Raw genomic sequence first — 25023 nt, forward strand, 5'->3', positions numbered from 1 at the left:
CGTATCCGCCGCCCTTACACCTGGTAAGCAACCAACGTCACCATCGCCGCCCCGCCATGGCAACCAAAGTCACCACCCGGAAGCGACCGAAGAGGCCATGGACCGGCCTGGCGGCAGCAGCGCCCCGCGCCCGCCGCAGGAGACGGTAGGCGCATGGTCACTTCACGAGCACGCGGCCGGTGGGCCGCGCTCCTGCTGGCCGGGCTCACCCCGGTCGTCGCCGAGCTCACGCTCGGCAATCCGCCCCTCCGCCAGGCGTGGCTGCTGCTGCTGTGGGTGCCGATCTACGGCGCCGGCACCGTACTGATCCGCGAGCTGGTACGCCGTACCGGCCGGGGCTGGCTCGCCATCCTGCTGCTCGGGGCGGCGTACGGGATCGTGGAGGAAGGGCTGGCGCTGCAGGCGCTCACCAGCCCGACCATCTACGGCGTGGCCGACTGGGCACCCAGGATCCTCGGCCTCAACAGCGCCTACACCGAGCTGAACATCCCCTACCACGCGGTCTTCAGCGTGGCGCTGCCGATCCTGTTGGTGGATCTCATCATCCCGGATCTCCGCCATCGTCCCTATCTGGGGCGAACCGGGCTGGTCGTGGCGGGGGTGGTGTTCGTGCTGGGCGCCCTGCTGCTGCGGTGGACGACGGCCTTCATCGACCCCGGTTACCAGGCGCCGCCGGCGGTGCTGGCGGCGTTCGTGCTGGCCATCGCGGTGCTCGCGGTGATCGGGCTGCGGTTCGTCCCCCGCCCGACGGACGTACCGCCCGCCGCGCCCCGGACGGTTCCCGCGCCGCCGGCCGTCGCGTGCCTGGCCGGGGTGGTGGCGTTCGGATATCTCGCGCTCCTGTTCCCCTTCGGCGGCGCCCGGCACCCGGCCTTCACCCAAGGCGGCTGGGTGGCGATCCCGATGGTGGCTGCGGCACTCCTGGCGGTGGTGGCAGCGGTACTGCTGCGCCGATGGACGGCACACGGCGGATGGCACGACCGGCACAGCCTGGCGCTGGCCGGTGGGGCGCTCGTGGCGCACACCGTGTTCGGGGTGATCGCCAACGGCGAGAACACCACCGACCGCCTGTCGCTGGCCGCGCTCGGACTCGTCATGACCGCCCTGCTGGCCCTGCTCGCCCGGCGCACGCGAAGCGCCATTGACTCGTCGGGGCGCGCTTGAGAGCGCACAAACCCCCATGACCGGTGGCAACCCCACCCAGACCGCAGGGCCGCCAGGCCGAGGACCGGAAGCGGGGCGGCCGAGATTTTCGACACCCCGCATCAGGCGCTCCTGTGGTCCGGCGTATTGGGTGACCTGCGGGGATGCTGAGCATCGATAGATGCCATACCTTGATCATCTCGCGCATGTCCCACGCCTGGAGGTTATCGGGAGGGGCAGCCCAAGCTTTGTGCTGCACGTGCAACAGCCACTCGAAACGGGAGATCTTCTTCACCATGAGTGCCCAGTACGCATGGTCTGAACGCTTCCCCGCACGGCATCCGGTGACCGAGGGTTCTGGCCACCCGGCGGTCAGTCCACTGGGCGACGAGCAAGTCTCCGGCAACATGAGAGGGGAGTATGTAGCCGACACCCTTCTGGCCGGGTATTGGGACGATGGAGTCGTTCTCCTCAATCCGCACGTCAGCACCTCTGAAGCTGAGTGGGAAGCCTGGTATCTCGCGCCACGGCTGGCTGGTGCTAGGCGCTACAGGTCCTTCTGGGACCTCGCAATGGACGAGCTGAGAATGCGATACCCGAGTTGATGTCCCATTCGTCGTGAGCTTCGCCGACTCGGGTCCTTCGTGGCGGCGGTCATGCGCGTGGGCGGCGCTGGCCGCGACCGGCCGAAGAGCCGCAGCGCGACCAGCCCGCCGAGGAGGTGACCTGCCTTTGCCATCCATGATCGAACGCCCTCGTTGCCACCCCGCTTCGTCACCCGGTCGGGCCGGCAGGACCTTCGAGCGCCACGCACAAAGATGCAGCTCAGCGCGCCCAGCGTCTCAGAAGTGCGCGCCTACAGGGATGGCCCGCAAGCCTGCACGCGCGGGCCACAGCGAGCGAAGAGAAGCCCGTGGTCAGCAACAGTTGGCCGAGGTGCTGACCGGCTCGGTGGCCTGCTCGCCGGCCGGGGTGCAGCAGGCCGGATCGGCTTCCTTGGTCAGGGTGTCGGCGTCGCCCTTGACCACGTACACCTCCCATGGCTCGGCGCCAGGACCGTGTACCCAGACCTTGTCCTGCAGGGCATAGCAGCAGGAGGTGTCGTCCTCCTCGAAGGTGGCCAGCCCGGCGTCCTTGAGCCGCTGGGTGGCGGCGTTGACCTGGGCGGTGTCCTCGACCTCGACGCCGAGGTGGTCCATGCGGGTCGGCTCGCCCTCCTCCCCCTCGATGAGCACCAGCTTGAGCGGGGGTTCGGCGATGGCGAAGTTGGCGTAGCCGGGGCGGCGCTTGGCCGGTTCGGCGCCGAACAGCTTGGAGTAGAAGGTGATCGAGCCTTCCAAGTCGGCGACGCGGAGGGCGAGCTGGACACGAGACATGACGGTCTCCCATCGTTGTTTCGACGGATGTCTAAGTAGTGCCGAGTTTGCGCCCCTGCTTAGGAATCTGTCAAATTAGAGATATGTCGAAACAGGAGCTGCCGGTGCTCGCCTCCGAGTGCTGCGCACAGCTGATCGCGGAGCCGATCGCTGAAGACGAGGCTGCGGAGATGGCTCGCGTGTTCAAGGCGCTCGGCGACCCGATCCGGTTGCGGCTGCTGTCCATGATCGGCGCGCAGGAGAGCGGCCGCCAGATCGGTGACGGGGTGTGCGTGTGTGAGTTGACCGGCGCCTTCGCGGTCACCGCGCCGACGATCTCGCATCATCTCAAAGTGCTACGTGAGGCCGGCCTGATCGACAGTCAGCGGCGCGGCACCTGGGTCTACTACTGGATCATCCCGGCCACGCTGAAGCGCCTGACCGGCGTACTGGCCCTGCCCGAGACGCTTGTCGCGGACGTGCGGTGAACCTGGCACGCCGGGCACTTGCCGAGTTCGCCGGCACCGCCGCCCTGGTGGCCGTGGTGGTCGGCTCCGGCATCATGGCAACCGATCTTTCGCGTGACGTCGGCGTACAACTGCTGGCCAACAGCCTGGCCACGGCGGCAGGTCTGGCGGTGCTCATCTTGATCCTCGGACCCGTGTCCGGCGCGCACTTCAATCCGGTCGTCTCCGTGGCGGCCTGGGTGCTCACCCGACGCGACGCTGCCCCGGCGATGCGCGGACGGGACGTGGCGGCCTACCTGCCCGCCCAGGTCGCCGGAGCCGTCGCGGGGGCAGTGCTGGCGAACGCCATGTTCGCGCTCCCGGCCGTTCAGATCTCGGCTCGTGACCGGTCGGCCCCTCACCTGCTGCTGGGTGAGGTGGTGGCCACCGCGGGGCTCATCGTGGTCGTCTTCGCGTTGGCCCGGCAAGGCCGCGCCGCACTCGCCCCGGTCACGGTCGGCGGCTACATCGGCGCCGCCTACTGGTTCACCAGCAGTACGAGCTTCGCCAACCCCGCCGTCACCCTGGGCCGGGCCTTCACCGACACCTTCGCCGGGATCGCCCCTGCTTCGGTGCCCGCTTTCATCGTCGCCCAACTGGCCGGAGCCGCGCTCGGCGGCCTGCTGCTGGTCGCGCTCTACCCGAACAGTCCGCAGCCCGCCGCGGAGCCCGTCCCCGCCTCTGCCTACCAGCCTCGATAGGAGGAACCCGTGCCGGACCAGATCGACGCGCCGCCGCAGGTGTTGTTCGTGTGCGTGCACAACGCGGGCCGCTCCCAGATGGCCGCCGCCTTCCTGACCCACCTGGCCGGCGATCGGGTACGCGTGCGTTCGGCCGGTTCCGCGCCTGCCGATCAGGTGAACCCGGCCGTGGTGGAGGCGATGGCAGAGCGTGGCATCGACATCTCGGCCGAGATTCCCAAGGTGCTCACCGTCGATGCCGTACAGGCCAGCGACGTCGTGATCACCATGGGCTGCGGCGACGCCTGCCCGATCTTTCCCGGCAAGCGCTACGAGGACTGGGTGCTGGACGACCCGGCCGGGCAAGGCGTCGAAGCCGTACGCCCGATCCGGGACGCGATCGAGGCCCGCGTACGTGCGCTGATCTCTGACCTCACCTCCACTCCCGCAGACAGGTGAGCCTGGAGGGGACGGCCCATGGGCCAGCCATCGAGTCCATGCGTGCCGCCCATGCCGATCAGGTGCCGGCCGTCTGCCAGCTCGGCATCGACGAAGGCCAGGCCACCTTCGAGACCACCGCCTGACCTGGGCCCAGTTCGACACATCCAAGCTGCCCGACCATCGCCACGTCGCCCTCGACGGCACGCCTGATCGGCAACTCGGCTGGATCGCCGCGTCGGCGTCTCGTGAAAGCAAGAACGTAGACACTCAGAAGCCCTCCGCGATCACGCGGGTGGGCTTCCAGCCTGGAGCCGCCTTGGGGTTCGAACCACAGACAGTGGAAGACCACGTCTCCGGTGATGACCTCCGCGCCCACCGCCTTGCCGCTCGCGGAGAGGATCTCCCAAGTTCCGGTGCCTTTGGCTCTGGCGGGTGAGGTGGCCGTCGAGACCCCGTACTTGTTGCCGTCGTTGGCTGTAGCCGTTTTGCAGGAATGAGTTACTGTCCGCCCAGCCACATAAGCCCCGCGTTTGAGCCCTCATGGATGCATTCGAGGGGTCGTCGCAACAACCGATCAGTCGTTGGCAGCAAGAAACATGGCGAGACGCCGATCTGGGATACCCCAGTCGAGCGCCTGCGTTCTTGTTCGACCCAGCACCAGAAGTCCTGAGGTTGACCCTAAAACCAATAGTGACTGTCAGTAATTGTTTAACTACTATGCACTGAGGCTCGCTGGGGGAAAGTCTCCACGCAAGCTGCGAGGAGGTCCTATGCGCCGTCTCACCACCGTCGCCGCTCTCGCAATAGGGTGGACACTCGCCGTCACCGCCTCCGCATCCGCCGCACAAGGATGGGTGACCCTGTGGTTCTCCGATGGGAGAGCATATGCCCTCGAAAACCCCGCCGAGGGATGCCACCCCGTCGACTCTGCCGTACGGGCCTACAACAACACCAACAGCGTGGTGATGCTGTTCCCCGAGGGCGACTGCCAGGGACCGCGTTTCTACATGTCCCCGGGCGCCGTCGACTGGCTCCCCTTCACCGCGGCCAGCATCTACGTCTACCAGTAGCGCCACCTCACCACCGCGTTCTGGTACCCATGGCAGATGTTCCTCATATCCGAGTCGCCTTGCCCGGGAGCAAGCTGCGACGACCCGAGCCCTGCAACAACTGATCAGGCGTTCGCGGCAAGGAGCAATGCGGGACGCCTCCTGAGGTGAGTACCGAGAACGCGAAGAAGCCTCGCCCGCCGACGCACCAGCGTCCGAGGCTTCTGCTTGTGTCCCTTCCGGGCGTGCTGGCCTGCGGCCCGTCATCTTGATCCGAACGGTTTCGGCCGAAGTTGTTCAGGTCTTGTTGTCGGTGAACCGCATGCGCACGGCTGGCGGGTCCGCTCAGGTGAGGAGTTTCGCGAGCTGGGCCATCTCGGTTGGTGGGTCGATCACCGGTTGGATGAGCAGTTCGTCGATGCCGGCCTGTTCCAGGGTGGTGATGCGGGCGCGGAGGTCGTGGCGGGTGCCGACCAAGGCCAGGGTGTTCATCAGTGAGGGCAGGATCAGGTCCCGGTCCTCCGGTGCGATGCGTTCGAGGTAGTTGGGGTAGAGCTTGGTGTGCCGGTCGGGTGCGGTGGCGGTGGTGCCGCGCCGGTCGAGGAGTCGCCGCACCGCCTCGCGTTCCCCGGGGCCGAGTTGGTCGGCGAAAGCACGTGCGTCGGCAGCGGTGTCGGCGGCGGCCTTCGGTCCTAGCGCGGCCACGACGAACTCGATCGGGTCGGCCGTGTTCGCGTGCGCCCCGGTGTGCAGGAATCGGACGTTACGGACTCGGTCACCTTCGCGGTACTCGATGGTGCGTCCGGCGCACAGGTTCTGCAGCGCGGCGGTGAAGTTCTCCATCGTGGCTGCTGTGGTCGGCCGCATGCCCAGGGTGCGCCGGGCGGTGTTCCCGGTGCCGATCCCGCAGATGATCCGGCCTGGTGCCAGGGCGTTGAGGCTGGCGAACGCGCTCGCGGCGGCCGGGGCCGAGCGCAGCGCCGGTGAGGTCACGCCGATGCCGAGCCTGATGCGGCTGGTGGCCTTCGCACACAGTCCCAGGGCGACGAAGGGGTCGCCGTGGACCATCGGGGTGTCGTTGAGCCAGAAACTGTGCAGGCCCAACTCCTCGGCCTGTACGGCGAGGTCCTCCACGCCGGGGTGTGCGGTGACCACGACGCCTGCACGCATCACAACCTCCAAGGCGCAAAGAATCGAACGTACTGAGCCTGACACCAGACGGTGGATCGAGCACGTCGAGGTCGATGGGACAGTCGGCTGTCGTTCCACGACATCGAAGGCGGAACCCGACGACTCAACCTGAACACCGACACGACGCCGGGAGTTTCGGTTCGGGTGGAACCTGTGGCTACATGCCTACGCGTGGAGGGATGAGGGCGCATCCCACGACATCAGGTCCGCACCGTGATCACGGCTTATCTCCCGAAAGACCTATGCCTCGTGCCATAGGAATGTTGTCCCATGACGGTACTGGTGCGCGGTACCCCTGTGTCGAGAACGCACGAGCCCAGAACAGCACGCAGAAGCCCTCCGCGATCTTGCGGAGGGCTTCTGGCCTGGAGCCGCCTTGGGGATTCGAACCCCAGACCCCTTCATTACGAGCAAAATCAAGGACCTGCTCATCCTCCCCCGCCGAGGAGGTGGCCTGCCTTTTGCCGTCCGTCAGAGTCCGTGGACGTCCATGATCGAACGTCCTCGTTGTCACCCGGTCGGGTCGGCAAGACCTTCGAGCACCAGGGGCAAAGACGCGGCTCAGCGCGGCTTTGCCGACCCGATCGGTCCCAGGCCGCATGCCTGGTGGGCGACAGGCTCACGGCTGGGTGACGGCACCCTGCGCCACCGCCCCTTGATCCTATGAGATCCATTCGGCAGGGCACTGGACGCCGTTTGGACTCATTCCTTCAGTTCGGTCTTGGCGGCGAACAGAGTTCCCCGTTCCGTGCCCTGTCCCCGGCGAATGTTCAGCCCCTCCTTGCGGAAGCTGATCCATCCTTCACCGTCAGTCAGTCCCCGCACGATTCTGGTTTTCACGATGTCGTGGGTCGCATAACCGACGTCCAGATGAGTCAGGTGACTGTCGTCCTTTCGGTGGACTTTGAGCCCCTCCACGGGGAAGGTGATCCATCCGTCGTCGGCGCTTCTTCCTTGCACCCATTCGGTGTTGATGCCGTTGAGATCGGCCTTGTCGGCGTGCACGGTTCCCCAGGCGTGCCCGGCTCCCTTACGCACGTCCAGCCCGTCCTTGGAGAAGCCGATCCATCCGTCGTCGGTGCTTCTCCCCTGCACCCATTCGGTGTTGATGCCGTTGAGATCGGCCTTGTCGGCGTGCACAGTTCCCCAGGCCCCGCTTCCGTTGCGGACGTCGAGCCCGTCCTTGGGGAAGGTGATCTTTCCGTCGTCGGCGCTCCTCCCCTGCACCCAACCGGTGTTCACACCGTTGAGATCGGCCCTGTCGGCAGTCACGGCCCCCCGCCCGCCAGAGTTGTCCGAGATCTCCACCCCTGTACCGGTGAAGGTGACGCGCCCCTTCTTTCCGTCCGCCGCCCCCTGGACCCAGGGCGTGTCAATCCCGGTGGTGGCGGTGAGCGTTTCCAAGACGGGGAAGCGCACTTGGACGGTGGTGGTGAGGAAGTGCTGCTTCTGGGTGACGGGGTCGGTGGCGACGAGCGTGTAGGTGGTGGCCCGCTTCGGCGCGTCGGGCGGGGTCCAGGTACGCGTGTCCGAGGAAATGTCCTTCTGCCCGCCGGGGAACAGGATCTTGTAGTCGAATTCGGGGGACCCCTCCCAGCTCAGCGTGAGGTTTTCGCCGGCGCCCACCATGCCCTTGTCCGGGTGGAAGTCACGCGGCGCCGGAATCTCCTTCGGAGCGGTCTTGACCAGCGCCACCGACGTGTAGCGGGTGTGCTCCCCGTCATCGTCTTCGGTCTTCTCCCTCACCGTCAGCACGGCCGGCCCGGCGGTGGCGGCAATGGTGACGTTCTCCATCGTCAGCACCAGGTAGTCGCCGGGTTTGAAAGAAGCTACGCCCCCGCTCTTGGGGGTGACTTCAAAGACGTTGGTGTCCCGCTGCGGGTCGACCTTCACCTCCTGGGTTGTCGCCTGGGTCCCCCACCGGTTGTCGGTGTACTTGCCCTTCATCTCCGGGAGGTTCGGGGTGAGGTCGCCAACGCCGTCGCCGACGGGCACTCTCACCTCGATCCTGGACCAATCCGTCCTCCTTGCGGTGTTGGTGATGACCAGGTACACCGTCCCTGTGGATTTGGACCTCCGTCCGGCCGCTGACGCCTCCACGGACGCCGGGTCGGTGAAGACGGTGTAGGTCAATGCGGTCATGATCACGACTCCTTTTTTGGAGGACGGCACAGGCCGATGAGCCGCCCGCCCCGAGAGCACCGGGGGCAGGACAGGCGGCGACGCTGGGACACATTCGAAACCCCCCGCTTGGAGATACGCCCCAGAAGATCGCCCTTTAGATCCAAACGTGCGCATTGGAGCGCGACAATAGAACGCGAGGCGGCCATAGCAGGGCGATTCAGCAATACCTTCAGCGTCTTGACAAGCATTCGGTCCATGCGCCACTGGCGCGCCGCAAATGCCTGCCAAGCCGTGCGCCTGCGCGAGTGTCCCGGTTGCCGTCAGGATGGATGGCGTAAAGCCGGAACCCCGCCTCTCTTACGAAGTACGGGCCGTCCTCGATGCTCAGGCCATGTGGCTGTGGCTCCCCGAGAAGCCGCTCATGCGCAGGCCTCTGGTCTTTTCCCGAGGACTGGGGCACGCACTTCCCGCCGGCTCGTTCACCGCGGCCCTCGCCGAGCTGATCGCCCTTCAGTCAACCCCCGGCCCCCGAGCGCGGTGAAACAATCTCCGCACGAGCACTCTCGCTGAACGACTCCGCGCCGGAGCAGGCCACTACCCAAGCATGATCGCCGCCGTCGAACTCCTCATCGCCGACACCCAGAGCGCGTGGCTCGACAAAGAGGAATTCACCGACGTCTTCGTGTACGAGCACGAGGACAAAGACAAGGCAGTCCGAGTGGGTCGACAGCGGCTATTTCGGAGACAGTAACGTCAACAACCTAAGCCGCTCCATCCTGGAGTTCGCCATCGCGCTCGGCGAGGAGCGCTACTTCTTCGATGCCATGGACAACCAGCGACGCAGCGCACTCGCCGCCGCAACAGCCCGCGTCACCGCGCCGCTAATTGGTCTTCAAGCTCCGGACGACGGCTGAACTTTCGGCCAGCACCCTGGTCATCTCCACCTCCGCGGGGACGGGCATGGACGGCTACAGCGGGGACGGCGGCCCGGCCACCAACGCCAAGCTGCACAGCCCTGAGGGCCATTACTACCGGGCCCCATAGAAGCTCGCGTGGGTGGGCACCCCGGCGATTGCCGGTCTAGTCGCTGTCCTGGGCGATGAACTCGGCGTAACCGTCCGCGTCCCAATTGAAATCGGACTTGGGCTTGTGGTCATGGATCTCCATCTCAAACAGCCAGCCCTCGCCGTAGGGGTCCCTGATGAGTAGCTCCGGAGTGTTGGCGAGCTCGGTGTTGACGGCGACGACTTTCGCCGCGACTGGTGCGCAGAAATCGCTCCAGCCCTCGTCAGGAGCAGCATCCCCGTCCTCCCACTCCTCGTCAGCATCCCCCTCCTGACTCCAACTGACCCGACCGAAGTAGTCACCCAGCTCGACATAGCTACCTACCTCAGGCAACTGCACCTGCAGCCCTCTGTCGGGGATCTGACCTATGAAGAAGGCGGTGAAGCCGACCCTCACCCGGTCGCCAGGCGTGTCCAGCTTCCTGTTGCGCTCGAACCACTCCCCGTTGCCCCACATGTGCAGCTCACCGGCGTACAGGCGATCCTGGGGGTATTCGCTCACTTCTTCCTCCCGCAGAAAGGCAAACCGAACTCTTCTGATCTTCGCCCGGCGGTGGCCGTGGTGTCGAGGGACGACGTCTCTGGGCGGCGCGGTGCTCCCGACGCTGACCCGGCCGTGCCGCCGTACGTGGCCGTGTGGCGGTGCATCCGGACTGGCGGGGACACGTCCCGGCGCACTCTGGCGCTCCCACAGCGCCGTGTCGAAGCGCTCAAAGCACAGAGGGTTCAGCAGGAAGCGGCGGGCAAGCGGTGGATGGAACCCGGGCTCGTGTTCGCCTCGACCGTGGGCACACCTCTCGACTCCCATAACGTGCGGCGCGCTTTCGGCGCGCGTCATCGCCAAGACCGACCTCGACCCCGACAAGTGGACGCCCCGAGAACTGCGGCACAGCTTCGTGTCCCTGCTCTCAGACCAAGGCATCCTCTTGGAGGAGATCTCCCGGCTGGTCGGCCACAGCAGCACGGCGGTGACCGAGCTGGTCTACAGGAAGCAGATCCGTCCCGTACTCCAGGAGGGCGCGGTGGCCATGGATAGACACTCAGAAGCCCCCCGCGATCACGCGGGGGGCTTCTGATCTGGAGCCGCCTTGGGGATTCGAACCCCAGACCCCTTCATTACGAGTGAAGTGCTCTGGCCGACTGAGCTAAGGCGGCGTGCTCTGCGACTTGCAAGAGTCTACAGGAGCTGGAGGGGTCCTCGCTCCCCTCGATCACGCCTCGGCCGGATCCCCGTACGTCGAGTCGTACGCCTTGCGCGGCGCGCACACGCTGGCCTTCGAGCAGGCGCAGCGCCGCCCCCCGTCGTTGAGGCGCACCACCACGGAGTCCGACGGGACGTTGTGGCCGACCACGACACCAGGCCCCTGCGGGGTCTCCACGTTCGCCCCCGCCCGGGGGGCCGAGGCGCGGAACTCCTGGTAGAGCGGGTGTTCGTACTTCAGGCAGCACATGAGCCGCCCGCACGCCCCAGCGATCCGCAGCGGATTGACCGGAAGGTCCTGGTCCTTGGCCATGCGTACCGAGACCGGCTCGAAGTCCTTCAGGAACGTGGCACAGCACAGGTCGCGGCCGCAGGGCCCGATGCCGCCCTGCAGCCGCGCCTCGTCCCTCGGTCCGATCTGCCGCAGCTCGACCCTGGCCCGCAGGTTGCGGGCCAGGTCGCGGACCAGGGCGCGGAAGTCGACCCGGTGCGGCGCCGAGAAGTAGACCGTGTAGACGTTGTCCTCGTCGAGGTAGTCGATCCCGACCACCTTCATCGGCAGCGTGTGCCGCTTGATCAGCCGTTTCGACACACTGCGGGCCTCGGCCCTGCGGCGCTTGTTGGTCTCGTCGCGGGCCAGGTGCTCCTCGCCCGCCAGACCCGCGCACAGGGGGAGGCCGTCGACGTCCTCGCTCGTGTACTGCGGCGCCCAGACGCACTCCGCCACCTCGGGGCCCGAGTCGGTCGGCACGAGCACCTTGTCGCCCACCTTCGGGCTGTGCTCGCCGGGATCGAGGTAGTAGAGCCTCCCGTAACGGGTGAAGCTCACGGCCATGATCATTCCCATGGGCTCGAGCTCGCCTCCTGACGCCTAGGGGTCGCACGACCTTCCCTGCCACATTACGTGTGCCGCGCGCGGAGAGTGAGGGGGGAGCCGGATCACTTTTCCACCGGACACACCTTGCTCTCGGGCAGGGTCAACCCGTAGTAGTACCTCAGCCGGGTGCCGTCATTCACGCATCGGTGCAGAACCTGGCTCACCCCTGGTTCCCGCCTCAGCCTGTTGACGGCCTTGCTCCAGTCGGCGTCAGGCATCAGCAAGATCCTGAACGATTGGGGCATGTCACTGACTTTCGTGGCGTCGATCAGCGCCTTGTTGGCTTTGTACACGCGGCGGAAGTTCTCGTATGCCGTCGTCTGATCCTCGAAGAACACCTCTTTGGCGCCGGGCATCGAGATGATCAGCTTCCGGATGGCCTCCCTCTGCGCGGGCGTGACGCCCTTCCCGTCCCTCGTGACGACGGGGCCGCCTTTACCGTCGGACTTATGCTCGGCGCCGCAGGACGGCATGGCCGACGAGGGAGTGCAGAGGAAGACCGTCACATCCCATTTGTCCGCCGGAGTGGAGCCGTAGGGCGTCACTTCCTGAACGGTCGAGATCCCGGGCACCCCACGCAGCGCCTCCTGCACACGGCGCGGATCGGTGCCCTTCGTGAGGGTCAGCCCGAACGAAGCGGGGAGGTCATCGACGTCGACGGCGGCCAGCAGGGCCTTGTTGCGCGCGAAATCGCGCCGGAAGTTGTCGTACGCCGCGGTCTGATGCGTGTAGCTCACCTCTGTGACCCCCGGCGCCTTCCGCGCCGCCGCCGCGATCTCCTGCGTCTCCTCCTCGCTGACAGCGCCCTTGCACGCCGTCTGCTCCCGGTCCGACGACTTCGCGCACAGGAAGACGATCATCTTCCGCCCGTCGCCCGCCGGATCGGCCGCCACCGCCCGGTCCTCGTCACCCGGACCGCTCAGCAGCCCGACAGTGGTCGCCGCCCCCGCGAGCACCACGGTCGCCGCCACCGCCACCAGCCGGAAATCCACCCTGAACCGCCGCCGCTCCGACGCCCTCAGCGGCCTGAGCGTGGCGGCGTCCACCGTCGCCCCCGCCTCGGCGAGGGCCTCCCGCAGCCTGTCTTCCATGGCGCTGTTCATGAATCCTCCCCAAGTGCCCGGCCGAGGGCGGCCAGCCCCCGCGCGATCGTGGACCTGACCGTGCTGGCGCCGATCCCCATGGTGTCGGCGATCTCCTGGTCGGACAGGTCGAGGTAGTAGCGGAGCGTGAGCGCCTCCCGCTGTCTGCGCGGCAGCTCACGCAGGGCGAGCAGCACCCCGCGCCGCTCCTCGCCCACCAGCGCGGCGCTCTCCGCCGACCAGACGGGCGGTTCGTACGGCACCGCCCGCCGGAACACGGTCGCCCGCCTGCGCAGCACCGACCGGCATCCGTTGAGCACCGCGGAGCGGACATAGGCCAGCGCCTTGTCGGCGTCACGCAACCGGCCACGCCCGGCATGGGTGCGCGCGAACGCCTCCTGCACGACGTCTTCCGCGGTCGCCTGATCGCCGACCATGATCAGGGCAAGCCGCACGAGGCCCACATGGTGCTCGGCGAAGATCGATGCCACGTCTATTCGCTGCCGCGCCCGGGCCTCTTGTTGGGTGAGTAGTTCGACTTCCACGTATCAGAGACGCCCGTCAGCCCCATCTGCTGCTCGCGTCACCCGACGGGTTCACTGACGCGGCGCGCAGACCTCGCTGTCGGGGAGGTTACTGCGCCCGTACTCCACTACCAGCTTGAGCTGGGCGTCCGTACACCTCCGGTTGTACACCTGACTCACCCCTGGCAGCCTCGCCAGGCTGCGGCTCACGGCGTTCCAGTCGACCTCGGGCCGCATGGTCAGCCGGTACGACTCAGGTATGTCCGACATCTGGGTGGCGTTCGCGAGCGCCTCGTTGTCGGTCCCGACAAAGTTCCGGTAGGCCGTCGCCTGGTCCTCGAAGAAGTACCCCACGACCCCGGGCGTGCCCTCGATCGCCTTGACCACGGCCTTCTTCTCCTTGAGAGTCGCGACCTTGCCCTTCGCCCCGCCACGGCCGGACAGGCAGGCCGGCATGAGCGAGTCCTTCACACAAAGGAAGACGGATATGTCCGATGGCCACGCCGTAGCCTCCGGATCGCCATAGATCTCGGCCTGGTCGATGACGTCGCCCACCCCGGGTCGCCGCTTCGCCGCGAGCCACACCCGATCCCGGTCGGCCCCCTTCTTCACCCGCAGGCGGAACGACTCCGGCAGATCCTTCACCCGTACGGCCTTCAGCAGCGTCTTGTTGCCGGCGAAGTCCCGCCGGAAGCTCTCGTACGCGCTCGCCCGATCGACGAACCGGACCCCGCTCAGCTCCGGCCTGGACTCCAGGAACGTCCTGAGCGCCTGCTTCTGCTTCGCCGTGGCACCGCGCTTGTGGCACCCGTACGTGGTCGGAATACACAGGAAGACGGCGATCTCCCACTCGTCGCTCACGCTGACCTCCGGGGCGGTCACCGGGTCCGCCGCGGCCGGCGTACTCACCAGGACCGACATCCCGGCCAGCAGCACGGCGATCAACGACCGTAAGCCCGAGGGCGCCTCGTCAGCCACCGCCACTCCTCATCCCCGCCCAACGCCCCATGACCACGAGTCAGGAACGCAGCGACAGCATCATCGCCTCGACGGCCATCTGCGGGTTGACGTTCACCGCCAGCCGCTCCCTGCACTGCATGATCGCATCGATCCGGCGCAGCGTCTCCTCGGGCGTGGCCACCTTGGCCAGCTGGTCGAGGTCGAAGCGGAGATCGTCGTTGGCCAGCTCGACCCGGGCCCCGAACTGCATGGCCAGCACGTCCCGGTAGAACGACACCAGCTCCAGCAGCGCAGCGTCCAGCGAGTCGCGCTTGATCCGCGTGGCCCGCGACTTCTGCCGGTCCTCCAGCTCCTTCAGGGCCCCGGCCCCGCCGCGTACGAGCCCTCGGTTGAGCCCCTTGCCCGTGGACCCCTCGCCGTAGAGCTTGCGCAGCTCGGCGGTCTCGTTCTCGTTGAGCGCGGCCGTGGCCGCGGCGGCCTCCTCCTCCGCCGTCTTGACCAGCCGCTCGGCGGCCGAGACGCACTCCCCCACCCCGGTCAGCGAGCGCGGGATGCCCAGGACGGCCTCACGACGCCGCCTGACGCCCTCGTCGAGCGCCAGCGCCCGCGCCCTGCCGATGTGCCCCTGGGCGGCCTTGGCGGCGAACCTGGCCACGTCCGGCGGCACGCTGTCGCGCGTGGCCAGCACATGGGCGACGGCCTCCGTGGGCGGGGTGGTCAGGTTGACCACCCGGCAGCGCGACCTGATGGTGATCATGAGGTCGTCGGGAGCGGGCGCGCACAGCAGCCAGACCGTACGTGGCGGGGGCTCCTCGATGGCCTTGAGCAGGGCGTTGGCGGCCGACTCCGTGGCCCGGTCGGCGTCCTCGAACAGGATGACCCGCCATCGCCCCTGCGTCGGCGCCCCGGCCGCCCGCAGGATGAGCTCGCGGGTCTGCTTGACGCTGTAGGACAGGCCCTGGGGGCGTACGGACTCCAGGTCGGGGTGGGAGCCGATGAACACCTGGTGGCACTGGTCGCAGTGACCGCACCCGCCGTCGGGGCAGAGCAGCGCGGCGGCGAAAGCGCGGGCGGCGTCCTCCCGGCCCGAGCCCGGCGGCCCGGTGAACAGCCACGCGTGCGTCATGCCCGCGCCGCGCCCGCCCCTGACGACCTCCCCGGCCGCCGCCGCGGCCCGCGACAGCACGGCCACCGCCTGGTCCTGCCCGACGAGGTCATCGAAAACTGCCACGACGTAAGGCTAACCGCCGACGGCAGTCCCCACGCCCGTACGCGACTCTCGCCGACGCGCCCGCCCGGAAGAAGACGCCACTCGCCTCGGAAGAACCCGGGGCCCCGCCCACGCGAAGAGGGCTAGTCGCGGATGGTGGGCATCGTCCAATCGCCGCGGATGGCGGGCATCGTGCCCGTGGCGTCCTCGGACTCCTGCGGCACCGGGTCCGGCAGGATGTCGCGGATCCGGTCCTGGATCTGGCGGGTGATCACCTCGGGCTCCAGCGTGCCGTCCACCACCAGGTAACGCTCGGGCGCCGCCGCGGCCAGTGCCCGGAACTCCTTGCGTACCCGCTCGTGGAAGTCCAGCGGCTCCGACTCGATCCGGTCGGCGGCCCCGCCCAGCCGGGTCAGCCCCACCTGCGGCGGGGTGTCGATGAGCACCGTCAGGTGCGGCACCAGCCCGCCGGTGGCCCAAGCGTTGATCTTGGAGACGTCCTTGGGGTCGAGCGCCCGCCCGGCCCCCTGGTAGGCCAGCGACGAGTCCACGTAGCGGTCGGTGATCACGAGCGAGCCCCGGTAGAGCGCGGGACGGATCACCTTCTCCACGTGCTCGGCCCGGTCGGCGGCGTAGAGCAGGGCCTCGGAGCGCGCCGACAGCCCGCGCTCGGCCGCGTCGAGCAGGATCGCCCGCAGCCGCATGCCGACCTTGGTCGAGCCCGGCTCGCGCGTCTGCACCACGTCGAAGCCCTGGTCACGCAGCCAGATGGCGATCAGCCGCGACTGGGTGGTCTTGCCCGACCCCTCGCCGCCCTCGAACGCCACGAACAGCCCGGGCACCGCCTCGGCCGCCTCGGCCGGGAACCGCTCGCCGCGCACCGCCGCGATGAGGTCGCCGGACAGCGAGACGCCCTTCCTGTCGTCCATGTGCCGCAGCGCGAGGACGCCCACGACCATGGCGAGCACCCCGCCGATGACCAGCACCAGGTTGGAGCCGTCGAACCGGTAGGCGATCGTGCCGAACCGCAGCCAGTGGACGTCGAAGATCGCCGCCAGCGGGTTGGCCACGGCGACCACCAGCAGCAGGGTCACCCGCGCCGTGGACTGCAGGAACGAGAACGTACGGCCCCGCAGCCCGTCCTCGACCTCGAGCCCGATCAGCGTGTAGCCGATGATCCACGCGATGCCCGCGCACGCCCCCAGCAGCACGGTCAGCATGACCACGATCACCAGGTTGTGCACCAGCGCGGTGGCCACCAGCACGAGCCCCGCCACGGTGATGGCCAGGCCGAACAGCCGCCGCCGCGACAGCTCGCGCAGCAGCCTGAGGCCGAAGAACATGCCCAGCGCCATGCCGACGAAGACCGCGCCGAACACGACGCCGTAGGCCGCGTCGCCGCCGCCGAGCGCCTGGACGTAGATCTTCGCGACGCCGACCACGGCCCCGCCCGCGGCGAAGGCGCCCAGCATGCCGATGATCAGCCCGCGCACCAGCCGGTTGCCGCCCACGAACCGCCAGCCCTCGACGATCTGCTTGAGCACGGAGGGCGTGGAGATGGCGCCGTCACGCTTGGGGATGTCGCGCAGCGTGAAGATCAGGACGGCCGAGACGAGGTAGGCACAGGCGTTGACGACCAGCGCGAGCGACGTGCCGTCCTGGCCGGACATGGACGGCGCCAGGCTCGTGATCACGCCGCCCACCACGGACAGCGCCGCGAACAGCATGGCCGCGACCGGCGCGGTGCCGTACGTGACCAGCAGGTTGAGCCGGTTGGCCGACTCGAGCTGATCCTTGCGCACCAGGTTGGGCACCGTGGCGTCCTTGGCGGGAACCCAGAACAGGTTGACGCACTCGACCAGGACGGTCGCGACGATCACCCACTGGTAGCTGCGGACGAACGGGATCGACAGCACCACGGCGAACCTGAGCAGGTCGGCCACGACCATCATCAGCCGCCGGTCGAACCGGTCGGCGAACACCCCCGCGAGCGGCCCGAGCAGCACGGCGGGCAGCATCTTGGCGATGAACACCCCGCCGACCGCCAGCGACTGCAGACGGTAGTCGTTCTGCGTGAGATTACCGGCCAGGGCGGTCAGCGCCAGGATGTTGAGCCAGTCGCCCAGGCTGCACACCGACATGGCCATCCAAAGCCGTCGAAACGGCGCATTGGCCAGCACGTGGGCCGGGCGGCCTCGACCAGGGGCAGTCATGATTTCAGCGTATCCAGGAAGTGGGCGGACAACAGACCAGCCGGATATTCCCGGCCGACTCGGGGCTGAGGGTATTACGTTCGTGGGCCAGCGTGCAGGGTGCAGACCTCGAATAGGCCCCCAAAAGCATCATCAATTCATAACTCCGGCCTCAAGTCGGGCCTCTTCCACCAATGGCCCCCACTCCGCGCGGATCTCCTCGGGCAGCTCCAGCTCGCCCCACAGCTCCACGAGCAGCACCCCGTCCACGTGATCGAGCAGCTCCTGAGGCTCGCCCTCGCACAGCAGCACGGTGTACGCGGCCCGGCGGGCCTGCCGGTCGGCCAGGTCGTAGACCCGCTCCCGCAGCCGCACGACGCCCAGCGCCGCCCCGACCGGCAGCCGCCGCAACCGGCTCGGCACGTGGAACGTCCGCCCGTCGCCCGCGCGGGCCGCGAACTCGACCTTGGCCTCGAGCGCCAGCCGGAAGCCGGCCGCGTCGAGAATGCGCCCCGCGGTCTCCAGCGTCGGTGACTTCCTGCCGTGCTCGTAGGCCGACAGCGTGGTCCTCGACGTGCCGCTCACGCTGGCCAGGACGCGCTGGTTCATGCTCGCCGCATGGCGGGCCTGCTTGAACAGCTGCCCGCCGCGCTTGGCCCAGAAGGCGGCGTGCGCCGCCTCCATAGGCGAGGAGACCATCCCCCACCTCCGATCAGTATCCGGTTGGATACTCTACGCCATCATGACCGCAGGTGACCAGTAGATCGCGGAAAGTCAGCGCAACTCCAGCAGCGTGATCTCGGGCGGCGCCCCGACGCGCACCGGCGGGCCCCAGAACCCGGCGCCCCTGGTGACGTACACCTGCACCCCGTCGACCGTGGCCAGGCCGGAGATCACGGGCTGCTGCAGGCCCACCACCAGGTTGAACGGCGCGATCTGCCCGCCGTGCGTGTGGCCGGACAGCTGCAGGTCGACGCCGTGGCGAGCGGCCTGGCCGACCTGGACCGGCTGGTGCGCCAGCAGTACCGTGGACCGGCCGGCGTCCCGGCCGCCCAGCGCCTTGTCGAAGTCGGGCCCGTCGCCCGCCGAGGCGCCGTTGAGGTCGTTGACCCCGGCGAGGTCCAGCACGGCGCCCTGGTGCCTGATCTCCACGCGCTCGTTCCGCAGCGAGCGTACGCCGAGCTGATCGAGCTCCTCGATCCACTCCAGGGGCCCGCTGGGAGCGAAGTATTCGTGGTTGCCGGTCACGAAATATGCCCCGTAACGGGACTCCAGGCTCTTCAGCGGCTGCGCCAGCGGCCCCAGCTGGGCCACCGACCCGTCCACCAGATCGCCCACGATCGCCACCACGTCGGCCTCCAGGCCGTTGATCATGCGGACGATCCGCTCGGTGTGCCCCCTGCCCGTGAGCGGCCCCAGGTGGATGTCGCTCACCACCGCGAACCGCAGGCCGCTGAGCCGTGAGTCCAGCTTCGGCAGGGCCACCTTCACGCGTTCGATCACGGGGTCGCCCAGGGCGCTCGTCATGCCGTACCCGACCGTGCCGAGCGCTCCCACGCCCGCGATGGCGGCGGTGGTCCGCCCCAGGAAGAGCCTCCTGCTGATCGGGGCCACCACGGGAGCGGGCTCGGGGGGCGCCGGGGCGCCCGCCATGGCGGGCACGGGCACCGGCGCCGCCTCGCGCGTCACGGCCTTCCGCGAGGCCCTGCGCAGGACGAGCGCGGCCACCGCCCGCGGCACCTCCAGCACCACGAGGAAGACGATCAGGTAGAACATCAGCGCCAGCCAGACGTAGCCCGGCCAGGCCAGCCAGTGCCCGAAGTCCATCCGCGTGGCCGCGAACGTGGCCACGACGAGCACCGTCAGCCCCACCACACCCCACGTCAACGCCTTGCGCAGCCGCCCGGGGGCCGTGGTGGAACGGACCATCCGCTGCCACAGATAAAGGTGTGCCAGCAGGATCAGGCCCGCGAAGAACAAGACGATCACAGCATCGATGCTACTTGCGGGGCCGCGTCCGGCGGCCCCGCCAACCCCACTGCTCGCCTTACGACTTGGCCGCCGGCTTCTTCGCGGGAGCCTTCTTCGCCGGCGCCTTCCTCGTGGTGGTCTTCTTGGCCGCCGGCGCCCGCTCGCGCCGCTCGGCCAGCAGCTCGGCCGCCCGCTCGGTCGTGATGTCCTCGACCGTGTCGCCCTTGCGCAGCGACGCGTTCGTCTCGCCGTCGGTCACGTAAGGCCCGAACCGCCCCTCCTTCACCACAATGGGCTTCTTGGAGCTGGGGTCGGCGCCCAGCTCGCGCAGCGGCGCCGCCGCCGCGGCCCGCCGGCCGCGCTGCTTCGGCTGCGCGAACAGCTCCTTGGCCTGCTCGATCGTGACCGTCAGCAGGTCCTCTTCCGAGGCCAGCGAGCGCGAGTCGGTGCCCTTCTTCAGGTACGGGCCGAACTTGCCGTTGGAGGCCACGACCTCCTCGCCCTCCAGCTCGCCCACGAGCCTGGGGATCGACAGCAGCTTGAGCGCGTCCTCGAACGTGATCGTGTCCAGCGACATCGTCTTGAACAGCGACGACGTGCGCGGCTTGGGCGCGTCGGCCTTCTTCGTCCGCCTCTTCGGCGCCTCGTCCTCGGGCGGCTCGGGCAGGACCTCCGTCACGTACGGGCCGTACCGGCCGTCCTTGGCCACGATCATGTTCCCGGACACCGGGTCGCGCCCGAGCTCCCGGTCACCCGTCGGCCTGGAGAACAGCTCCTCGGCCTTCTCCGCCGTCAGCTCGTCGGGCGTCATGTCCTCGGGCACGTTGACCCGCGCGCCGTCCCTGTCGAGGTAGGGCCCGTAGCGCCCGACCCGCAGCACGATGTCCGTGCCCTTGATCGGGAACGAGCTGATCTCCTTGGCGTCGATGTCGCCGAGGTCGGTGACCATCTCCTTCAGGCCCTCGTCGCCGTCGGAGCCGTAGTAGAAGCGCTGCAGCTCCGGCACCCGCTCGGCCCGGTCGTTGGCGATGTCGTCGAGGACCTTCTCCATCTCGGCCGTGAAGTCGTAGTCGACCAGGTTGCCGAAATGCTGCTCCAGCAGGTTGACCACGGCGAACGCCAGGAACGACGGCACCAGCGCCGTGCCCTTCTTGAACACGTAGCCGCGGTCGAGGATGGTCCCGATGATCGAGGCGTACGTCGAAGGCCGCCCGATCTCGCGGTCCTCCAGCTCCTTGACCAGCGACGCCTCGGTGTAACGCGCGGGCGGCTTGGTCGAGTGGCCCGCCACGTCGAGCCTGGTGACGCTGAGCGCGTCGCCCTCCGCCAGGTTCGGCAGCCGCTTCTCGGAGTCGTCGCGGTCGGTCGAGGGGTCGTCGGCCCCCTCCACGTACGCCTTGAGGAACCCGTAGAACGTGATCGTCCGCCCGGACGCGCTGAACTCGACGTCCTCGCCCGACGACGACCTGCCGGCCACCTTGACCGTGACCGACTCGCCGACGGCGTCCTTCATCTGCGAGGACACCGTGCGCTGCCAGATCAGCTCGTACAGCCGGAACATGTCGCCCGACAGCCCGGTCTCGCCCGGCGTGCGGAACTCCTCGCCCGACGGCCGGATCGCCTCGTGCGCCTCCTGCGCGCTCTTCACCTTGCTGCTGTAGACGCGCGGCTTGTCGGGCACGTACGCGGCCCCGTACAGCTTGATCGCCTGGGACCTGGCGGCCGCCACGGCGGTCTCCGACAGCGTGATGCTGTCGGTACGCATGTAGGTGATGAAGCCGTTCTCGTAGAGCCGCTGCGCCACCTGCATCGTGTATTTCGCGGAGAACCCCAGCTTCCGGCTGGCCTCCTGCTGCAGCGTGGTCGTCCGGAACGGCGCGTACGGCTTGCGCGTGTACGGCTTGCGCTCCACGGACTTGACCGCGAACGACGCGCCCGTCAGCCGCCCGGCCAGCTCGCCCGCGGCCTCCTCGGACAGGTGGAGCACGTCGACGTTCTTGAGCCGCCCGGTGCTGGCGAAGTCGCGGCCCTGCGCCACCCGCTTGCCGTCGACCCCCGTGAGGGTCGCGGTGAAGTCACGCGGCCGCTCCTCGGGCTTGTTCGTGTCGAAGAGCGCCTGCAGGTCCCAGTAGTGGGCGGGCGTGAACGCCATGCGCTCACGCTCGCGCTCCACCACGAGCCTCGTCGCCACCGACTGCACGCGGCCGGCCGACAGGCGGGGCTTGACCTTCTTCCACAGGACCGGGCTGACCTCGTAGCCGTAGAGGCGGTCGAGGATGCGCCGGGTCTCCTGGGCGTCTACCAGGCGCAGGTTGAGGTCGCGCGGGTTGGCCACGGCGTCCTGGATGGCCTGCGGGGTGATCTCGTGGAACACCATGCGGTGGACCGGGACCTTGGGCTTGAGGACCTCGCGCAGGTGCCAGGCGATGGCCTCGCCCTCGCGGTCCTCGTCAGTGGCCAGATAGAGCTCGTCGGCGTCCTTCAGCAGCTGCCGCAGCTTGTTGACCTGCGACCGCTTGTCCGGGTTGACGACGTACAGCGGCTCGAACTCGTGCTCGACATTGACCCCGAGGCGGGCCCATGGGGCTCCCTTGTACTTCTCGGGGATGTCGTCGGCCCTCTCCGGAAGGTCACGGATGTGGCCGATGCTCGATTCGACGATGTAGCCGCGCCCGAGGTACCCGGCGATCGTCTTCGCCTTCGCGGGCGACTCGACGATCACCAGGCGTGTTCCGCCGGCGCTGCCGTTCTTGGCTGGCACGCTGCTTCCTACCTCGCTGTTCGCTTTGCAAATCCCCCTGCCGGGAGTCGGCACAGACTGAAAGGTAACCCGACTCGCGGAAATTTCCTTCCCCCGGGCTACCCACTAGCTTCCGGGTCCACCCACAAGCACGCAGAATAAGCCCCATCGAGCGGCATGGCGCCCTGACTCACCCTGGAGACTAATCGTTGTGCTCGACTACTCCTACATGGATATCTTCATTCCACGCGATCTCACTCGTGAAGCAGCACGTCAGCTGCTGACCGAACACGCAGAGTACGGACAGTGGGAGCTGGCCCGCGTACGCGTCTACCCCGACGGTAGCCGCCACGTACGGCTGCGTCGGAAGGTCATGCGGGTACGCAGCACGCTGTGAACCCCGGACATGGCTTTGCCCGCCCCGGGCCGCGCCCCCGGAACGGGCAAAGCGTCTAACGCTGACCGCTCACAGGCTGTGAGCGATAGCCGTCCTTGTTACGTGCTGCCTGATTCCCTTACTTCCGGCCGATCCGGAACCGGCGGGCGGTCCCGAACAGCGTCGCCGAGGCGGCGAACATCGCGCCGATCATGAGGGCGAGCAGGGAGCTGGAGTTCATCCCGCCGAGGCCGGCGGGCTGCTCGGCGCTCATCAGGCCGCTGACCGGCAGGCCGCGGGTGGCCGAGGTGACGGCGCCGCCGACCGGGGTGCCGGCCACGAGGCCGGTCGCCGGGTCGAGCACGGACACGGCGCCGCTCGAGGAGACGGGGCGCCCGGCGCCGTCGACCTGGCCGGCCGCGTGCTTCTTCTTCGGCTGGGCAGGGGTCTGCGCCTGGCCGGGCAGGCCGGGCAGCTCGGGCAGGCTCGGCAGGCCGAACGTCTGGGCGGCGTCCTCGACCAGCGGCACCGAGGTCAGACCCGTACCCGTGACCTCCTGCAGCTTGCCGGTCACGCCCAGCTGCTGGGGAACCCCGGCCAGGTCGTTGCCCTTCTGGGTGACGCCGGCGAGGTCCTGCACGCCGCCCAGGACCGGGACGGCGGGCAGCATGGGCAGCAGCCCGCCCTTGGAGCCCTTGCCGGCCGTCCGCTCGACGCCGCCGCGGACGAATCCGTGCCCGTACTCGGGCCTGCCCACGTTCGCGCCGCCGAGGCACCCGGCCGCGGCGTCGCCGAGGACGGCCGCCGCGTTGCCGCAGACGTTGATGGGAGCGGCGATCGGCGCGATGATCTGGTTGCCCGCGAGCACCCCGGCGCGGCCGGAGGTGTGGTTGCCGCCGCCACCGGTGCGGTCGACCTTGGCCCCGCCCTTGCAGTGGGCCCTGGAGGCGCCGAGCACGGCGGCCGCGTTGCCGCAGATGTTGATCGGGGCGGTGATCGGCGCGATGACCTGGTTGCCGCTCAGCACGCCGGCCCGGCCGGAGGTCTGGTTGCCACCGGCGCCGGTGCCGCCGTTCTTCACGCGGGCGCCGCCCTTGCAGCCGGCGAACGCGTGCCCGACCACGGCCACCGCGTTCCCGCAGACGTTGACGGGCGCGCTGATCGGCGCCACCACCTGGTTGCCGCTGAGGACGCCGGCCTGGCCGGAGGTGACGTTGCCGCCCGCCCCGGACCCGCGGCGGGTGTTCTCGACCTTGGAGCCGCCCTCGCACCTGGCGGCGGCGTTGCCCACGGCGTTGCCGCAGACGTTGACGGGCACGCTGATCGGGGCGATCACCTGGTTGCCGCTGCCGACCCCGAAGCGCCCGTCGGTGTCGTTGCCCGAGGAGCCCACGGGGCCGCGAGGGCCGTGGTAGCCGTTCCGGTGGCCGCCGCCGTTGGTGACGGTCGAGCCGCCCTTGCAGCCCGCGAACGCCCGGCCGACGACGGCGACGGCGTTGCCGCAGATGTTCACCGGCGCGGAGATCGGCGCGACGACCTGGTTGCCGCCCAGCACGCTGGCGTTGCCCGAGGTGCGGTTGCCGCCCGCGCCCACTCCGGTGTTGTGGACGCTGGAGCCGCCCTTGCAGCCCGCCGTCGCGCTGCCGAAGATCGCGACCGCGTTGCCGCAGACGTTGATCGGCGCGGAGATCGGCGCGGTGATCTGGTTTCCGCCGAGCACGCTGGCGTCACCGGAGGTACGGTTACCGCCCGCGCCGCCCTTGCCCTGGTTGCGAACGGTGGCGCCGCCCTTGCAGCCCGCGTCGGACCTGCCGACCAGCGAGACGGCGTTGCCACAGGCGTTGACCGGGGCGCTGATGGGCGCGTTCACCTGGTTGCCGCCGAGCACGCTCGCGTTGCCCGAGGTGCGGTTGCCCGGGATGCCGCCCTTGTTGACGACCTCGGCGCCGCCCTGCGAGGAGGCAGAGGAGCTGCCGACCGCGCCGACGGAGTTGCCGCTGATGTCGATGGGCAGGGAGATCGGCAGGTCGACCTGGTTGCCGCCGCCGACGGACGCGTCGCCCGAGGTGTCGGCCAGGGCGGTGCCGCCGCCGAACGACATGACGGCAACGGCGAGCAGAGCCGCGGGAGTAGATGCCTTTGCCCACGTACGCATGATGAATGCTCCTAGTGGTTCTTCTTGGGGGGATAACTTCTTGGGGGATAACTTCTTGGGGGATAACGGAACGGTTCGCGGGCAGCCCAAGGCCGTGCGAGGTTTCGCGCACAGCGGAGACCTCGGGTTCGCGAACAGCTGAACTGACGTGTTTGTGCACCCGCCGGCGGAGAGGCGTCTCA

General features: G+C 68.7%; 23 protein-coding genes and 1 tRNA gene. 9 read left to right on the forward strand and 15 right to left on the reverse strand.

The genetic code is table 11. The features are described 5' to 3' along the window. Positions 1-153 precede the first annotated feature (153 nt). Complete coding sequence (locus AB0L65_RS16350; RefSeq protein ID WP_364245582.1) at positions 154-1164, forward strand: hypothetical protein; 1011 nt, start codon at positions 154-156, stop codon at positions 1162-1164. A gap of 896 nt (positions 1165-2060) precedes the next feature. Here AB0L65_RS16350 and AB0L65_RS16355 read toward each other — a convergent pair. Continuing rightward, the gene (locus tag AB0L65_RS16355) at positions 2061-2519 is read right to left on the reverse strand and encodes an ArsI/CadI family heavy metal resistance metalloenzyme (RefSeq protein WP_364245584.1); all 459 of its coding nucleotides are present in this window, start codon (positions 2517-2519) and stop codon (positions 2061-2063) included. A gap of 83 nt (positions 2520-2602) precedes the next feature. On the opposite strand from AB0L65_RS16355, the gene AB0L65_RS16360 reads away from it, so the two are divergent. The 5 genes from AB0L65_RS16360 (at position 2603) to AB0L65_RS16380 (ending at position 5195) form a co-directional block, all read left to right on the forward strand. Further along, positions 2603-2986 (forward strand): metalloregulator ArsR/SmtB family transcription factor, encoded by a 384-nt coding sequence (locus AB0L65_RS16360; protein ID WP_364245587.1) that lies wholly within the window; start codon positions 2603-2605, stop codon positions 2984-2986. Next, positions 2983-3705, forward strand: coding sequence for an aquaporin (locus AB0L65_RS16365; RefSeq protein WP_364245589.1), 723 nt, complete (start codon positions 2983-2985; stop codon positions 3703-3705). Before AB0L65_RS16360 ends, AB0L65_RS16365 begins: the two co-directional genes overlap by 4 nt. Before the next feature lie 9 nt (positions 3706-3714). Continuing rightward, on the forward strand, positions 3715-4143 hold the full coding sequence (locus AB0L65_RS16370; protein ID WP_364245592.1) for an arsenate reductase ArsC: 429 nt from the start codon (positions 3715-3717) through the stop codon (positions 4141-4143). Next, entirely contained in the window at positions 4140-4268 is a 129-nt protein-coding gene (locus tag AB0L65_RS16375) for a hypothetical protein (RefSeq protein ID WP_364245595.1), read from the forward strand. The genes AB0L65_RS16370 and AB0L65_RS16375 overlap by 4 nt, the downstream gene beginning before the upstream one ends. 627 nt (positions 4269-4895) lie before the next feature. Then, entirely contained in the window at positions 4896-5195 is a 300-nt protein-coding gene (locus AB0L65_RS16380; protein WP_364245598.1) for a hypothetical protein, read from the forward strand. Positions 5196-5519: 324 nt separating this feature from the next. Here the strand turns inward: AB0L65_RS16380 and AB0L65_RS16385 are convergent, their stop codons facing one another. Both AB0L65_RS16385 and AB0L65_RS16390 read right to left on the reverse strand, forming a co-directional pair. Then, positions 5520-6344: an LLM class flavin-dependent oxidoreductase gene (locus AB0L65_RS16385; RefSeq protein WP_364245601.1), complete on the reverse strand. Its 825-nt coding sequence runs from the start codon at positions 6342-6344 to the stop codon at positions 5520-5522. A 723-nt stretch (positions 6345-7067) separates the two neighbouring features. Beyond that, complete coding sequence (locus tag AB0L65_RS16390; RefSeq protein ID WP_364245604.1) at positions 7068-8507, reverse strand: hypothetical protein; 1440 nt, start codon at positions 8505-8507, stop codon at positions 7068-7070. 586 nt (positions 8508-9093) lie between these two features. Between AB0L65_RS16390 and AB0L65_RS16395 the strand changes: the two genes are divergently transcribed. Further along, a complete protein-coding gene (locus tag AB0L65_RS16395; protein ID WP_364245607.1) occupies positions 9094-9240 on the forward strand; it encodes a hypothetical protein in 147 nt (48 codons plus the stop codon). 134 nt (positions 9241-9374) lie between these two features. Beyond that, the gene (locus AB0L65_RS16400; RefSeq protein WP_364245610.1) at positions 9375-9533 is read left to right on the forward strand and encodes a hypothetical protein; all 159 of its coding nucleotides are present in this window, start codon (positions 9375-9377) and stop codon (positions 9531-9533) included. Between the two features lie 36 nt (positions 9534-9569). Here the strand turns inward: AB0L65_RS16400 and AB0L65_RS16405 are convergent, their stop codons facing one another. From AB0L65_RS16405 to topA, 11 genes are all read right to left on the reverse strand, one after another. Beyond that, the gene (locus AB0L65_RS16405) at positions 9570-10055 is read right to left on the reverse strand and encodes a hypothetical protein (protein WP_364245613.1); all 486 of its coding nucleotides are present in this window, start codon (positions 10053-10055) and stop codon (positions 9570-9572) included. Positions 10056-10631: 576 nt separating this feature from the next. After that, a tRNA-Thr gene (locus AB0L65_RS16410) sits at positions 10632-10708 on the reverse strand. A gap of 56 nt (positions 10709-10764) precedes the next feature. Further along, positions 10765-11595 carry a regulatory iron-sulfur-containing complex subunit RicT gene (ricT, locus tag AB0L65_RS16415; protein WP_350724339.1) on the reverse strand — a complete coding sequence of 277 codons (831 nt, stop codon included), beginning with the start codon at positions 11593-11595 and terminating at the stop codon, positions 10765-10767. A gap of 98 nt (positions 11596-11693) precedes the next feature. Further along, entirely contained in the window at positions 11694-12734 is a 1041-nt protein-coding gene (locus AB0L65_RS16420; RefSeq protein ID WP_364245616.1) for a permease-like cell division protein FtsX, read from the reverse strand. Next, the gene (locus AB0L65_RS16425; RefSeq protein WP_357738177.1) at positions 12731-13204 is read right to left on the reverse strand and encodes a SigE family RNA polymerase sigma factor; all 474 of its coding nucleotides are present in this window, start codon (positions 13202-13204) and stop codon (positions 12731-12733) included. The genes AB0L65_RS16420 and AB0L65_RS16425 overlap by 4 nt, the downstream gene beginning before the upstream one ends. Positions 13205-13309: 105 nt before the next feature. After that, a complete protein-coding gene (locus tag AB0L65_RS16430; RefSeq protein ID WP_364245619.1) occupies positions 13310-14215 on the reverse strand; it encodes a permease-like cell division protein FtsX in 906 nt (301 codons plus the stop codon). 40 nt (positions 14216-14255) lie between these two features. Further along, complete coding sequence (locus AB0L65_RS16435; RefSeq protein ID WP_364245621.1) at positions 14256-15428, reverse strand: DNA polymerase III subunit delta'; 1173 nt, start codon at positions 15426-15428, stop codon at positions 14256-14258. Between the two features lie 122 nt (positions 15429-15550). Beyond that, positions 15551-17620, reverse strand: coding sequence for a dTMP kinase (gene tmk, locus AB0L65_RS16440; protein ID WP_364245624.1), 2070 nt, complete (start codon positions 17618-17620; stop codon positions 15551-15553). 132 nt (positions 17621-17752) lie between these two features. After that, complete coding sequence (locus tag AB0L65_RS16445) at positions 17753-18298, reverse strand: helix-turn-helix domain-containing protein (protein ID WP_364245625.1); 546 nt, start codon at positions 18296-18298, stop codon at positions 17753-17755. 75 nt (positions 18299-18373) lie between these two features. Further along, positions 18374-19588, reverse strand: a complete 1215-nt coding sequence (locus AB0L65_RS16450) for a metallophosphoesterase (protein ID WP_364245628.1) — start codon at positions 19586-19588, stop codon at positions 18374-18376. A gap of 58 nt (positions 19589-19646) precedes the next feature. Then, positions 19647-22331 (reverse strand): type I DNA topoisomerase, encoded by a 2685-nt coding sequence (gene topA, locus AB0L65_RS16455; protein WP_364245631.1) that lies wholly within the window; start codon positions 22329-22331, stop codon positions 19647-19649. A gap of 190 nt (positions 22332-22521) precedes the next feature. On the opposite strand from topA, the gene AB0L65_RS16460 reads away from it, so the two are divergent. After that, on the forward strand, positions 22522-22707 hold the full coding sequence (locus tag AB0L65_RS16460) for a DUF5703 family protein (protein WP_192788874.1): 186 nt from the start codon (positions 22522-22524) through the stop codon (positions 22705-22707). 118 nt (positions 22708-22825) lie between these two features. Here AB0L65_RS16460 and AB0L65_RS16465 read toward each other — a convergent pair whose 3' ends face one another. After that, a complete protein-coding gene (locus AB0L65_RS16465) occupies positions 22826-24841 on the reverse strand; it encodes a chaplin (protein WP_364245634.1) in 2016 nt (671 codons plus the stop codon). Between the last annotated feature and the right edge of the window lie 182 nt (positions 24842-25023).

Source organism: Nonomuraea sp. NPDC052116 (genome assembly GCF_040680035.1).
In the GTDB taxonomy this organism is placed as follows: domain Bacteria; phylum Actinomycetota; class Actinomycetes; order Streptosporangiales; family Streptosporangiaceae; genus Nonomuraea; species Nonomuraea angiospora_A.

Bases quoted from the DNA above. Each gene is read 5' to 3' on its own strand.
- AB0L65_RS16350 (WP_364245582.1), top strand. From the start codon at position 154: ATGGTCACTTCACGAGCACGCGGCCGGTGGGCCGCGCTCCTGCTGGCC.
- AB0L65_RS16355 (WP_364245584.1), bottom strand. From the start codon at position 2,519: ATGTCTCGTGTCCAGCTCGCCCTCCGCGTCGCCGACTTGGAAGGCTCG.
- AB0L65_RS16360 (WP_364245587.1), top strand. From the start codon at position 2,603: ATGTCGAAACAGGAGCTGCCGGTGCTCGCCTCCGAGTGCTGCGCACAG.
- AB0L65_RS16380 (WP_364245598.1), top strand. From the start codon at position 4,896: ATGCGCCGTCTCACCACCGTCGCCGCTCTCGCAATAGGGTGGACACTC.
- AB0L65_RS16385 (WP_364245601.1), bottom strand. From the start codon at position 6,344: ATGCGTGCAGGCGTCGTGGTCACCGCACACCCCGGCGTGGAGGACCTC.
- AB0L65_RS16390 (WP_364245604.1), bottom strand. From the start codon at position 8,507: ATGACCGCATTGACCTACACCGTCTTCACCGACCCGGCGTCCGTGGAG.
- AB0L65_RS16395 (WP_364245607.1), top strand. From the start codon at position 9,094: ATGATCGCCGCCGTCGAACTCCTCATCGCCGACACCCAGAGCGCGTGG.
- ricT (WP_350724339.1), bottom strand. From the start codon at position 11,595: ATGATCATGGCCGTGAGCTTCACCCGTTACGGGAGGCTCTACTACCTC.
- AB0L65_RS16420 (WP_364245616.1), bottom strand. From the start codon at position 12,734: ATGAACAGCGCCATGGAAGACAGGCTGCGGGAGGCCCTCGCCGAGGCG.
- tmk (WP_364245624.1), bottom strand. From the start codon at position 17,620: ATGACTGCCCCTGGTCGAGGCCGCCCGGCCCACGTGCTGGCCAATGCG.
- AB0L65_RS16445 (WP_364245625.1), bottom strand. From the start codon at position 18,298: ATGGTCTCCTCGCCTATGGAGGCGGCGCACGCCGCCTTCTGGGCCAAG.
- AB0L65_RS16465 (WP_364245634.1), bottom strand. From the start codon at position 24,841: ATGCGTACGTGGGCAAAGGCATCTACTCCCGCGGCTCTGCTCGCCGTT.